This is a genomic window from Micromonospora sp. NPDC047527 (genome assembly GCF_040643015.1).
Taxonomy (GTDB): domain Bacteria; phylum Actinomycetota; class Actinomycetes; order Mycobacteriales; family Micromonosporaceae; genus Micromonospora.
In genome coordinates, this window is sequence record NZ_JBEYTK010000002.1 from 140,611 (window position 1) to 152,275 (window position 11,665).

Annotated in this window: 11 protein-coding genes; 6 read left to right on the top strand and 5 right to left on the bottom strand. The window is 69.6% G+C overall.

Going from position 1 to position 11,665, the window contains the following annotated elements:
* Window positions 1-33 precede the first annotated feature (33 nt).
* From ABZ808_RS09440 to ABZ808_RS09450, 3 genes are all read left to right on the top strand, one after another.
* Complete coding sequence (locus tag ABZ808_RS09440; protein WP_357003109.1) at window positions 34-666, top strand: phosphoribosyltransferase family protein; 633 nt, start codon at window positions 34-36, stop codon at window positions 664-666.
* A 19-nt stretch (window positions 667-685) separates the two neighbouring features.
* Entirely contained in the window at window positions 686-1,096 is a 411-nt protein-coding gene (locus ABZ808_RS09445; protein WP_357003111.1) for a zf-TFIIB domain-containing protein, read from the top strand.
* 281 nt (window positions 1,097-1,377) lie between these two features.
* The gene (locus ABZ808_RS09450) at window positions 1,378-1,524 is read left to right on the top strand and encodes a hypothetical protein (protein WP_357003113.1); all 147 of its coding nucleotides are present in this window, start codon (window positions 1,378-1,380) and stop codon (window positions 1,522-1,524) included.
* A gap of 24 nt (window positions 1,525-1,548) precedes the next feature.
* Here the strand turns inward: ABZ808_RS09450 and dnaB are convergent, their stop codons facing one another.
* Entirely contained in the window at window positions 1,549-4,386 is a 2,838-nt protein-coding gene (dnaB, locus tag ABZ808_RS09455; RefSeq protein WP_357003114.1) for a replicative DNA helicase, read from the bottom strand.
* Between the two features lie 383 nt (window positions 4,387-4,769).
* On the opposite strand from dnaB, the gene ABZ808_RS09460 reads away from it, so the two are divergent.
* Window positions 4,770-6,299 (top strand): hypothetical protein, encoded by a 1,530-nt coding sequence (locus ABZ808_RS09460; protein WP_357003116.1) that lies wholly within the window; start codon window positions 4,770-4,772, stop codon window positions 6,297-6,299.
* Between the two features lie 82 nt (window positions 6,300-6,381).
* On the opposite strand, the gene rplI is transcribed toward ABZ808_RS09460, so the two are convergent.
* The 4 genes from rplI to rpsF all read right to left on the bottom strand — a co-directional run bounded on the left by rplI (window position 6,382) and on the right by rpsF (window position 8,042).
* Window positions 6,382-6,828: a 50S ribosomal protein L9 gene (rplI, locus tag ABZ808_RS09465; protein WP_357003118.1), complete on the bottom strand. Its 447-nt coding sequence runs from the start codon at window positions 6,826-6,828 to the stop codon at window positions 6,382-6,384.
* Between the two features lie 14 nt (window positions 6,829-6,842).
* Window positions 6,843-7,124 carry a 30S ribosomal protein S18 gene (gene rpsR, locus ABZ808_RS09470; protein ID WP_051723758.1) on the bottom strand — a complete coding sequence of 94 codons (282 nt, stop codon included), beginning with the start codon at window positions 7,122-7,124 and terminating at the stop codon, window positions 6,843-6,845.
* On the bottom strand, window positions 7,124-7,669 hold the full coding sequence (locus tag ABZ808_RS09475) for a single-stranded DNA-binding protein (RefSeq protein WP_357003120.1): 546 nt from the start codon (window positions 7,667-7,669) through the stop codon (window positions 7,124-7,126). Before ABZ808_RS09475 ends, rpsR begins: the two co-directional genes overlap by 1 nt.
* Before the next feature lie 82 nt (window positions 7,670-7,751).
* Window positions 7,752-8,042: a 30S ribosomal protein S6 gene (rpsF, locus tag ABZ808_RS09480; protein ID WP_036391391.1), complete on the bottom strand. Its 291-nt coding sequence runs from the start codon at window positions 8,040-8,042 to the stop codon at window positions 7,752-7,754.
* A 638-nt stretch (window positions 8,043-8,680) separates the two neighbouring features.
* Here rpsF and ABZ808_RS09485 point away from each other — a divergent pair.
* The gene (locus tag ABZ808_RS09485) at window positions 8,681-9,472 is read left to right on the top strand and encodes a deoxyribonuclease IV (protein ID WP_357003122.1); all 792 of its coding nucleotides are present in this window, start codon (window positions 8,681-8,683) and stop codon (window positions 9,470-9,472) included.
* The gene (locus ABZ808_RS09490; RefSeq protein WP_357003125.1) at window positions 9,469-11,664 is read left to right on the top strand and encodes a hypothetical protein; all 2,196 of its coding nucleotides are present in this window, start codon (window positions 9,469-9,471) and stop codon (window positions 11,662-11,664) included. Before ABZ808_RS09485 ends, ABZ808_RS09490 begins: the two co-directional genes overlap by 4 nt.
* Window position 11,665: the final 1 nt, after the last annotated feature.

Genomic DNA, 11,665 nt, shown 5'->3' on the forward strand with positions numbered 1-11,665 from the left:
CAGAACGACGCCGCAGGGCGTAGACCTGAAGGCATGACCACGTACCGCGACCGCGCCGAGGCGGGCCGGGTCCTCGCCGACCGGCTCACCGCACTCGTCGGCCAACCGGACGTCGTCGTCCTCGGCCTGGTCCGCGGCGGCATGCCGGTGGCCCGGGTGATCGCCGAACGGCTCGGTGCGCCCCTGGACGTGCTCGTCGTCCGCAAGCTCGGCATGCCTTGGGCGCGGGAGGTCGCCTTCGGCGCGGTCGGCCCAGGCGGCGTGCAGGTGCTCAACGACGTGGTGGCCAGCCGCCTCAGCAGCGACGACATCGCCGACGTCAACCACCGTGAACTGGCCGAGTTGGAACGCCGGGAACAGCTCTACCGGGGCGGCCGGGCACCGCTGGACCTCACCGGCCGGACCGCGGTGATCGTCGACGACGGGCTCGCCACCGGTGCGACCGCGCGGGCCGCCGTCGAGGTCGTCCGCCGGCTCGGCGCCCGCCGGGTGGTGGTCGCGGTGCCGGTCGGCGCGCAGGAGGCGTACGAACTGCTGGCCTCCGAGGCCGACCAGGTCGTCTGCGCCCAGCGCCCACCGGACTTCGGCGCGGTGAGCCTCTACTACGACGACTTCCACGAGGTGTCCGACGACGAGGTGATCGAGTCGCTCACAGCAACTGCATAGCCAGACCGGGTACCGTCTGGTGATGAGTCTTACCTGTCCCAAGTGTCATGGAGAAATGCGTCAGTACGAGCGCAGCGGTGTCGTCATCGACCAGTGCGGGGAGTGCCGGGGCATCTTCCTCGACCGCGGCGAGTTGGAGAAGCTGTTCGAGGCGGAGGCCAACTGGAGCCGCCAGCAGGCCGGCAATGCGCCGCCGCCGCCCGCCCAGCAGCCCGGCGGTTACCCGCCACCGCCGCCCGCCCAGCAGCCCGGTGGCTACCCGCCGCCGCACGCCCCGGCGCAGCACCAGCCCGGTTACGGCGCCGTGCCGCCACCGCCACCGCCCGCGCACGGCTACCCTCCGGCACCGGCCTACGGCCAGCACCAGGGCTACCACGGGCACTACAAGCGCAAGAAGCGCAAGGGCTTCCTCGACGAGATGTTCGGCTGAGCCCAGACCGACATCCCGCCCGGGCCGATCCAACGTGACCGGCCCGGGCACATCGCCCACCCCGTCGACGGTTGGCGGGTGCAACGGTCCGTGCGGTCCGCGCCCCGCGTCGACCGACCCCGAGGGGTACGTGAGCACGCAGGGCCACGTACTGCGCGTATCGGACTTCCTCGCGACCCTGACCACCGAGGCGGTCGTCCATCACCTGGACCTGACACCGGCCCTACCCGACGCGCCGCCGCCCGGCCCACCGGCCGTACGCGCCGCGGTGGCCACCATGGATGGCCTGCTCAGCGACGACGCGGTTCGCCCGACCGCCTGGGACGACCCACGAGTTCCTGCTGAAGGCGACCGGCCGGCTCCCGCTCACCGACCGGGACCGGTTGGAGCTGGGCGAGTCGGCGGGCTGGTTCCCGCTGCTCAGCTGATCGGCGCGGCGGCCGCCGGGCCTCTCAGCCGATGGCCATGTCGACGAAGCGGGACAGGTGCAGCTGCGCCGCGACGGTCACGGTGTCGGTCGGACCATTTCGATGCTTGGCAATGATGAAATCCGCCTCGCCCGCCCGCGGTGACTCCTTGTCATAATAGTCATCACGGTGCAAAAGTATCACTACGTCGGCATCTTGTTCAATTGAGCCAGACTCTCGCAAATCGGACAACTGGGGGCGCTTGTCGGTGCGCTGCTCGGGGCCACGGTTGAGCTGACTGACCGCGATCACCGGGCACTCGACCTCCTTGGCCAACAGCTTCAGGCCACGGGACAGATCCGCGACCTCCTGCTGACGGCTCTCGGTGCGCTTCGGTGAGGTCATCAGCTGGAGGTAGTCGACCACGATCATTTTGAGGTCGTGCCGCTGCTTGAGCCGCCGCGCCTTGGCCCGGATCTCCATGAGGTTCATGCTCGGCGTGTCGTCGACGAAGAGCGGCGCCTCGCTGATCTCGCCCATGCAGCGGGCCAACTTGGTCCAGTCGTCGTCGGAGAGTTGCCCGCTGCGCAGCACGTGCAGCGGCACCCGCGCCTCGGCCGAGAGCAGTCGCATGACAATCTCGACCTTGCTCATTTCGAGCGAGAAGATGGCGGCAGCCTGGTTGGCGCGAATGGCAGCATTTCGGGCAAAGTCCATGCTGGCCGTGCTGTTGTGGGTAGGAATCATCGCCCGGCTGGCCAGGTAGAGATGCTCGGGGTTGTCGACCGTGACGCACCGGACCGGCACGCTCGGGACCGGACGGACGTCGACGATGTACCGCGACGCCGTCCGGACGTCGGAGCTGCTTCGGCGGCGTTCGGCGTGCGCATCCTGCTTGCGCTTGAGCCGGAAGATGACATCCGGGGTGGAGAAGTTCAACGTGTACGCGATCGACGACTCGCGTGTGCGGCCGCGTACCGGCTTGGCGTTGACCGTGCAGCGGTAGCCGAGGCTGACAATGAGTTCACGTACGTCCTCTGCCAACCGCTTCGAGGTCGACGTGTACTGCAGGTTACCGGCGGGGGCGACGGTGCCGTCGGTGTCCATCAGTCCAGCCAGGAGCGCGCGACGCTGCGTCTCGGAGGCGCGCAGGTAGACGCCCGGGATGTGTTTGTCCTCCGCTACCCCGACCTGACGCAACAGCCCGACGAAGGAACCGTTCCGGTGACGGCCGCCAGCACACTTCCTGGTCGCCGGATTCTCCCGCAACGCCCTGGTGGAAACGCCACAGTCCACGCAGACGCCGTTCCCCTGAGCAGCCGACGTGGGCTGCAGCAGAATGGTGTAGACCATCGGTCCGCTGGGCCGCACGACAAAGCCGTCCGCCTCGACGTGCGTGAGCATCTCCGGATCTGCGGTGGTGAAGCGGCTGGCGCCGGTGTGCCCGTCCCCGAGCCACGTTCCCAAGGTGTAGGGCGGAACCAGCAGCTCGCGGTCCGGGAGTTGGATGGGAGCGCAATTCCGTACGGCATGGTTGAGCCGCCGCTCGGCGGTATCAGTACGCAGCGTGGCCGCGATCTCAGCAGTGGTGACGACACCGTCGTGGTCGGCCCGGCTGCCTGCGTTGACCTCCCGCTCGGCTCGTTCAAGAAGCGCGGTCAGCAGCGGACCGGTCGGGTAGCCGGGCGCCGTCCAGTTCCGTGTCCTGCCGTTGCGGACGATAGGACGGCTGATCCGGCCGATCGATCCGACCTCACGGGCGACCGTGTGCAGGACATGCCGGAACTCTGGCCCGACCTGCCCGATCGTGTCGAAGAGGGTGATCGGCTGGTTTCGCACGGCGCTGAGCGTCTTGTGGGCCGCACGTAGGTTGGCCAGCGACGATTCGGGCCAGTGCCGCTTCCGCCGTGCCGGGTCCTGCCGCCGACTCGCTCGGGTGGTCGTCTTCCACAGATGCTCCGCGTCCGCCACGATGACGGTGCCGTCGGAGAACTCCACCTCATAGCAGGGACGGTCGCGCATCACATCGAAGGCGTGTGTGACAGTGGTCGGGGAGCCGTCCGCCGCCAGTAGTTGATCGCCCGCCTTGACCTCGCCCATCGTGGTCCAGCCATCCGGCGTCGGCAGCGGGGTGTCGAGCGCGAGCGCCTTACCCAGACCGGGCCGGCCAGCCACGATGATCAACTGCCCAGCGTGGAGACCGTTGAGCAGCCGGTCCAGGTCGGTGAAGCCGGTCGGGACGCCGGTCATCATTCCGCCCTGCGCGCCCACCGCCTCGATCTCGTCGAGCGTCGGCTGCAACATGTCGGCCAAGATCGCGAAGTCTTCGCTGACCCGGCGCTCGGTGACGTCGTAGACGGCCTGCTGGGCAAGGTCCACGACGTCGTCGACGTCGCGGCTGCCACCGCTCGCCGTCCCGTACCCGAGTTGCACGATCTTGGTGCCGGCCTCGACCAGCCGGCGCAGCACCGCCCGCTCGCTGACGATCCGCGCGTAGTACGCGGCGTTCGCGGCCGTGGGCACGCTCGCGATGAGGGTGTGCAGATAGGGTGCGCCGCCGACGCGTACCAGGTCGCCGGAGTCGGCGAGCGCCGCCGCAACGGTGATCGAGTCAGCCGGCTCACCCCGGCCGTAGATGTCCAGGATGATGTCGAAGATGGTGGCGTGGACCGGCCGGTAGAAGTCGTTCGTCTTGAGGATCTCGACGACGTCGGCGATGGCGTCCTTGGAGAGCAGCATTCCACCGAGGACGCACTGCTCGGCGGCGACATCCTGGGGTGGGGTCTTGTCGAACTGGCCGTCCCGCTGCGCGGGTGGCTGGCCGCCGCCGGAGCGTGACTCCGCCCGCATGTCGTCGGTGACCGACACGGGTCCCCCCTCCACTGCGCCGGATCCGATCCCAGCTTTACCGCTGGGGTACGACACTTCTCCTCGACCGGGCCGGTCGATCGGGGGCCATCGTGCCGGCGGTCGAGGGCCAACCATACGGACCCCGAGGTCAGCCACTCAACAAGGCCGGTGGACGAGCCTCGGGACAACCTGTGGACGCAGGTGGACGAGCATGTGCGCAGCGTGTGCACAGGGTGTGGATAACCGTTGGGGAATTCTCGGCGAGAAGCCTCTGACCTGCTGATATGCGATCCCCAGCCTGTGGAGGAGAATTTTTTGGTCGGGCCTGCGCAACGATCGTCCCGTACTATCTCCAGCGAACGGCTACACCTGGACAGCGGATTACGCTTTGGGTTCAGAAGGGTCACACTCCGGCCGTGAGTTACCGGGACTGGGGACGCGGGGAGGGCAGCCCGCGCGAGCGCCAGCCGACCGCCTCGTGGGGTGAGCCCATGCCGCCCTCTCCGGTCGACCCGTACGACGAGGATGCGCGCTATCGCACCTCCAGTCGGCGTCGAGCGCTGGACCGGGGGCAGGACGAACCGGTCGACGCCTACCTGCCCCGGTGGGCGCTGGAGTCGGGGGTGCGGCACGCCGACGGCGGTGGCCGCCATGCCGCGCCCGACGAGGACGCCGAGCCTGAGCGGTCCGGTTCCGGCGCTGGCTGGCGCAGTCCCGAGCCGACGAGCACCCAGCGCTGGGCCAGCGAGACCAGTTGGCGGGAGCAGCCGGCGATCGGTGCGGGCCCCGATTCGGACCACACCCGGGAGTGGACGCTCGACCGTCCACAGGAGCAGGGGTACGCGGGCCGCCGGCGCGCCGACTCGGCAGAGGATGAGCCGGTCTCCGGAGCGGTCCCGGACCGCCGTCCCCGCCGTGCGCCCGCCGGTCGTCCCCAGGTGATCTGGTCCGGTGGGGACCTGGAGGCCGCCCCGGCCGATCCTGCGCCTAGTTCGGAGGTGCGCCGGCCGACCCGACGCAGCCGCCGCGCGGCGGAGGAGTCCTGGACGCGTCCGGCGGTCGACCCGTGGGACGGCGGCTCGGAGCGGGTGGCGGAGCCCGACCCGTCGTACGCCCCCGCAGTGGACCCGTGGGACGCCTCGGGCGTGCACGCGTGGCCACCGGCCGCTGCGGACGGCACGGACCTGAGCGAGCAGTGGTCGCAGGCGGAGAGCATCGGTGGCTGGGAGCGGTCGGACCACACCGGTCAGTGGGAGCGGTCGGCGGTCGAGGACGACCAGTGGGATCAAACGCTGCCACCTCGCTCCAAGCGGTCCTTGGGCGAGGGGTGGCCAAGTCGGGACAACGGGTTCTGGTCCGGGACCCGGTTGTCCGGGGACGATCCGCGCTGGATGGATCCGCCGACGTCGGCGCCCCGGTCACCGGTGGTGGGTTACACCGCTCCGCGACCGCGTAGCGCGCCCGTACCGTCTGGTGGTGTGCCGCGACGCCGGGCGGCCCAGTCGCCGGTCGGTACGGCGTCGGTGCGCCGACGGGTCGAGGCGGCGGCGTCAGCTGGCTGGGCGCGGCGCCTGGAGGACGACCTGCTCGACCCGGATCCGGGTGGGTCTTTCCGGCCCCTGCTCTACACCGCCGCCTGTTATCTCGTGCCGGCGGTGCTGATCTTCGTTTGGCTGTTGACGCTGGACGGCCAGGCGCCGGCGGGATGTGTCACCGACATCAGCGGGGGTGGGTGCGACTCGGCCCGGTCGCGGGCGTTGGAGTCGTTGCTCGCCGGATCGCCGCGCTTCGGGTTGGCGTTGGTGAGCAGTCTGGTGGTCGCGGCGTTGCTGCGGCGGGTCGGTACGACGTGGCGGTCGGCCACCATCGCGATCGCCGCCGCGGTGGTCGGCGGCGGCCTCTCCACCGTGATGATCAGCGCGGTGACCGGTCAGCCGATCGGCTGACGCGGCGCCGGCGAGGTAATCGAACGCACGAGGGCCCGCACCGATCTCTCGGTGCGGGCCCTCGTGGTGGTATTGCTGGCCGTCAGCCCTGAACGACGTTCAGGTTGAACGACGCGGTGACCTCGGGGTGCAGCTTGATCTTCACCGGGTAGGTGCCGGTCGACTTGATGTGACCGGGAACCTCCAGCCGGCGCCGGTCGAGGACCGGACCGCCAGCGCCCTTGACGGCGTCGACGATCTCGGCCGGGGTGACCGAGCCGAAGAGCCGCCCGCCGTCACCGGCACGGGCCTTCAGGTTGACCTTGAGGCCCTCGAGCTGACCCTTGACCTCGTTCGCGTGGTCGAGGTCGCGGATCTCGCGGGCCCCACGGGCCCGCTTGATGACCGTGACCTGCTTTTCCGCGCCCTTGGTCCAGGCGATCGCGAAGCCCTGCGGCAGCAGGTAGTTACGGCCGAAGCCGTCCTTGACCTCAACGATGTCGCCCGGGGCACCGAGGCCGGACACTTCCTGAGTCAGGATGATCTTCATATCGGTGCCTCCTCTCAGCGGGTGGTGGCCGTGTAGGGCAGGAGCGCCATTTCACGGGCGTTCTTGACCGCACGGGCGATCTGACGCTGCTGCTGCGAGGTCACGCCGGTCACCCGACGAGCGCGGATCTTGCCGCGATCGGAGATGAACTTGCGCAGCAGCGCGGTGTCCTTGTAATCGATGTAGGCGATCCCGTCCTTGTCGAGCGGGTTCACCTTCTTCTTCGGCTTGCGCAGTGCCGCAGCCTTGGCCGTTGCACGTGCTCCTGGTTTGCGATCGCGAGCGCTAGGCGCCATTAGAACGGTGGCTCCTCGTCAAAATTGGCGCCCGAACCGGCACGCGCGGGAGATGGTGCAGCCGAAGCCCAGGGGTCGTCGAAGTTGCCTCCGCCGCCACCCTGACCGCCACCGCCGCCTTGACCGCCACCGCCACCGAAGCCGCCGCCACCGCCGCCGGAGCGGGACATCTTCTGCACCTTCGCCGTGGCGTAGCGCAGGGACGGGCCGATCTCGTCGACCTCAAGCTCGATGACGGTGCGCTTCTCGCCCTCGCGGGTCTCGTACGACCGCTGACGCAGCCGGCCCGAGACGATCACGCGGGCGCCCCGCTGCAGCGACTCGGCGACGTGCTCCGCCGCCTGGCGCCACACGGTGCAGGCCAGGAAGAGCGGCTCGCCGTCCTTCCACTCATTGGTGGTCTTGTCCATGAATCGGGGCGTCGAAGCGACCCGGAACTTGGCGACCGCCGCACCGGAAGGGGTGAACCGCAACTCGGGGTCATCGGTCAGATTGCCGATGACCGTGATGGTGGTGTCTCCTGCCATGACCATCTCCTCGCGCACTCAGCGTCTCGTCATACAGGCTCGCAGAGCCCTCCGACAGAGTCGCGGAGGCTGATCCGGACGAACCGGGGGGTTTGAAGGCTTAGCGCATTTCCGGTCGGATGACCTTGGTGCGCAGCACGGACTCGTTGAGCCGGAGCTGACGGTCCAGCTCGGCCACCGCAGCAGGCGTGGCCTGCAGGTCGATGACGGCGTAGATGCCCTCGGCCTTTTTGTTGATCTCGTACGCGAGGCGCCTGCGGCCCCACACGTCGGTCTTCTCAACCGAGCCACCCGCGGTCCGAATCACGTTCAGGTACGTGTCGAGCGACGGTGCGACGGTGCGCTCCTCGAGGCTGGAGTCGAGGATGACCATTAGTTCGTAGTGACGCAAGACGTGCTCACCTCCTGTGGGCTAAGCGGCCACGGTCCTTCCGTGGCAGGAGGTCTTGTGTCGCCGCCCGCACGTGCCGGGGGATCCCGGCCGGACGCGGACAACCTGACCAGGATACCCGGTCCGGACGATCAAGTCAGGGGCGGTCGGGCCAGCACCCGGAACGCGCTGACGGGGGCCGCCGGCCGACCATCACTGGTCGGTGGCGAGCCCCCGTCAACGAGGCCGCGGAGCGTCCCGTCCGCATTCCTTGGGTGGGACCTGGGGAGGAACGACCACACCGATGAGGTTGGACCGAAGACGCCCCGCGGAGCTTTATCGTGTTGTTACCTGACGATACAACGGCTCTCGTCCCTTGTCGGGGGAAATAGCACATTTTTCCGAGAATCTTCATCGGCGTACGTCTGGTGTTTCGAAGGGGTCGCCCCCGCCCCGCCGGGCCGCGAGACGGGGGTGACCTCGCTGACGATCCGGCGACCGCCACTGGCCATGCGTGGCGCTCACGCCACCAGCGGCATCGACGCTGATCGCCGGTTTCACTCCATCAACGACCGCCGGTCCGAGCGGTAACGCGACGGGCGACGACACCGCACCGGCCGTCACCGCGCCCGTCGGGGGCGCGACGTAGGCTCGCTCCCATGCGTATCGGAGCCCACGTCGATTCGACCGACCCGCTGGCGGAGGCATCCGCGCGGTCCGCCGACACCGTGCAGTTCTTCCTCTCCGACCCGCAGGGGTGGAAGGCACCCACGCCGCGGGAGGACGCTGAGCGGCTACGCGCGGCCGAGGTCGACCTCTATGTGCACGCGCCGTACGTCATCAACGTGGCAACCCTCAACAACCGCATCCGGATCCCCAGTCGCAAGCTGCTGCTCGGGCACGCGACCGCGGCCGCCGCGATCGGCGCCAAGGGCCTGATCGTCCACGGCGGGCACGTCAACGCCGGGGACGACCTGGCGGTCGGCTTCGACAACTGGCGCAAGACATTCGCGTACGCGGCAGACTCCGGCGGCTTCGGTGTGCCGGTCCTGATCGAGAACACTGCCGGCGGTGACAACGCGTGCGCCCGCCGGCTGGACGCGCTCGCCCGACTCTGGGACGCCATCGGCGACCACGAGGTCGGCTTCTGCCTGGACACCTGCCACGCGTACGCCGGTGGCGAGGAGTTGCTCGGGCTGGTCGACCGGGTCAAGGCGATCACCGGACGGATCGATCTGGTGCACGCCAACAACTCCAAGGGCGCGTTCAACTCCGGCCAGGACAGGCACGACAACCTGAACGGCGGGACGATCGACCCGGAGTTGGTCGTGGCGGTGATCCGCGCCGCCGGGGCACCGGTGGTCGTCGAGACCCCGGGCGGAGTGGCCGGTCAGGCCGCCGATATCGACTTCCTCCGCCAGCAGGTCGGAGCGGAGCGCTCGCCAGCATGACGACCGGACAGCACGAGACCGAGAACGCCACGGACAGCGCCGCCACGGACGGTCCGGCGAAGAACGACGCCGCGAAGGACCGCACGCCCAAGGACGAAACGACCAAGAGCGGCACGCCCAAGAGCAACACGACCACGAACGGCACAGCCAAGAGCACCACGACCAAGAGCAGCCCGACCAAGAGCAGCACCGCCGAGAGCGGCACGACCAAGGACCACGCGGCGAAGAACGACGCCGCGAAGAACGACGCCGGGAAAGACGACACGCCCAAGAGCGGCGCGGCCTCCGGCGAGAGCACGGCCGAGAAGGACGTGAGCGACAAGGACGTCAGCGACAAGGACGCGGGCGAGAAGGCGGGCGACGCCGGCGGTCAGGACAAGGCCGACGGCGAGGCGAAGCCGGTGGAAGCCGAGCGGTGGGACGCCTTCGCCTCCGCGCCGGAGCCGGTGCCCAACCGGTTCAGCCGGGCGGCCCGCGCGGTCGGCCGGTCGGTCGGCCGGTTCCTGGTCCACGAGTGGACCCTGGCCAGCCTGGCCGTGCTGGGGCTGGCCGCGCTGATGACCTGGCCGACGCTGCGCTACCCGCGCTACACGCTTCCGCAGGACTACTGGGACCCGAGCCTGCAAGCCTGGCAGATGGCCTGGTCCGGGCACATCCTGCTGACCGATCCGGCGCGCCTGTGGCAGTCCAACACCTTCTTCGACGAGCTGTGGAGCTTCGCGTTCTCCGACACGCTGCTCGGTTACGCCCCGGCCGGGATGCTCGGCAGCGGCCCCGAGGACGCGGTGCTGCGCTACAACATCATGTTCGTGTTGGCGCACGCGCTCGCCACGTTCGGGGCGTACGCGCTGGCCCGGCAGTTGGGCTCGGGCCGGATCGGCGCGGCCGTCGCGGGGGTCGCCTACGCCTACGCGCCGTGGTTGCTGGCCCAGGCCGGGCACCTGCACGTGCTGTCCAACGGCGGTATCCCGCTGGCCCTGGCGATGCTGGCGCGCGGGCACGGCTGGTCGCTGCGGTACGGCTACCGGCCCGAGCGACGGCACGATGGCTGGGTCTACGCCGGCTGGCTGGTTGCGGCCTGGCAGATCAGCCTCGGCTTCGGTATCGGCCTGCCGTTCGCGTACTTCCTGGCCGGCGCGGTGGTGGTCACGGCCGTCCTGTTCGTCGTGCGGCGGTTCCGGGCCGGTCAGGCCCTGCCGTTCGGTCGCCGGCTGTTCGTCGCCGATCTGGTCGGCGGCGCGTTCTTCGCCGGCGTGGGTCTGCTGATGGCGTACCCGTACTTCATGGTGACCGAGCTGCACCCGTACGCCGAGCGTTCGATCGATGACATCCGCTCGTACTCGCCGCCGGCGTCGGGCTTCGTGACCGCGCCCGCCGAGTCGTGGGTCTGGGGTGGCCTGCACGAGGGTGCCCGCGCGGCTCTGCCGTGGCACGCGGAGATGACGCTGCTGCCGGGCTTCGTGCTGTACGCGCTGGCCGCTGGCGGCCTGTTCTTCTCGGTCTGGCGGCTGCGGCACCGGTTGCTGCTGCTCACCGGGGTGCTGGTGACGATGGTCTTCGCGATGGGCACCAGGTTTTTCGGCGGCAGTTTCACCTACGGGTTGCTGTTCGAACACGCGCCGGGTTGGAACGCCCTGCGTACCCCGGGCCGGTTGATGCTCTGGACCACGTTGCTGCTCGCGCTGCTCGCGGCGGGCGCGGTCACCGCCCTCACCGACCGGGTCCGCGAGTTGGCCGCGCAGCGGATCCCGTCGTGGCCGGGGCCGTGGCTACGGCTGGCCACCCTGTTGCCGCTGCTGCTGGTCACCGTCGAGGGTCTGAACAGCACTCCGCATCCGGTGGTGCCGACCCAGCCGGCGGCGCTGCGCACGGCCGAGGGGCCGCTGCTGGTGCTGCCGAGTAACCAGAGCCTGGACCAGCACGTGATGCTCTGGTCGACCAGCGGGTTCCCCGACGTGGTGAACGGTGGCAGCGGCTTCACGCCCCGCCAGCTCGACGACGTCCGCCGCGTGAGCCAGTCCTTCCCGAACCAGACCAGCGTCGACTACCTGCGCCTGCTGGGCGTCCGCACGGTGGTGCTGCTGCGTGGGCAGGTGACCGGTACGCCGTGGGAGATCACCATCGACGCACCGGTCGAGTCGCTCGACATCACCCGTCAGGAGATCGACGGCGCGGTGGTCTACCGGTTGTGAC

Coding starts and splice junctions, on each gene's coding strand:
- rplI (WP_357003118.1), bottom strand. CDS start 6,828: ATGAAGATCATCCTGACTCAGGAAGTGTCCGGCCTCGGTGCCCCGGGC.
- ABZ808_RS09440 (WP_357003109.1), top strand. CDS start 34: ATGACCACGTACCGCGACCGCGCCGAGGCGGGCCGGGTCCTCGCCGAC.
- rpsR (WP_051723758.1), bottom strand. CDS start 7,124: ATGGCGCCTAGCGCTCGCGATCGCAAACCAGGAGCACGTGCAACGGCC.
- ABZ808_RS09490 (WP_357003125.1), top strand. CDS start 9,469: ATGACGACCGGACAGCACGAGACCGAGAACGCCACGGACAGCGCCGCC.
- ABZ808_RS09450 (WP_357003113.1), top strand. CDS start 1,378: ATGGCCTGCTCAGCGACGACGCGGTTCGCCCGACCGCCTGGGACGACC.
- ABZ808_RS09485 (WP_357003122.1), top strand. CDS start 8,681: ATGCGTATCGGAGCCCACGTCGATTCGACCGACCCGCTGGCGGAGGCA.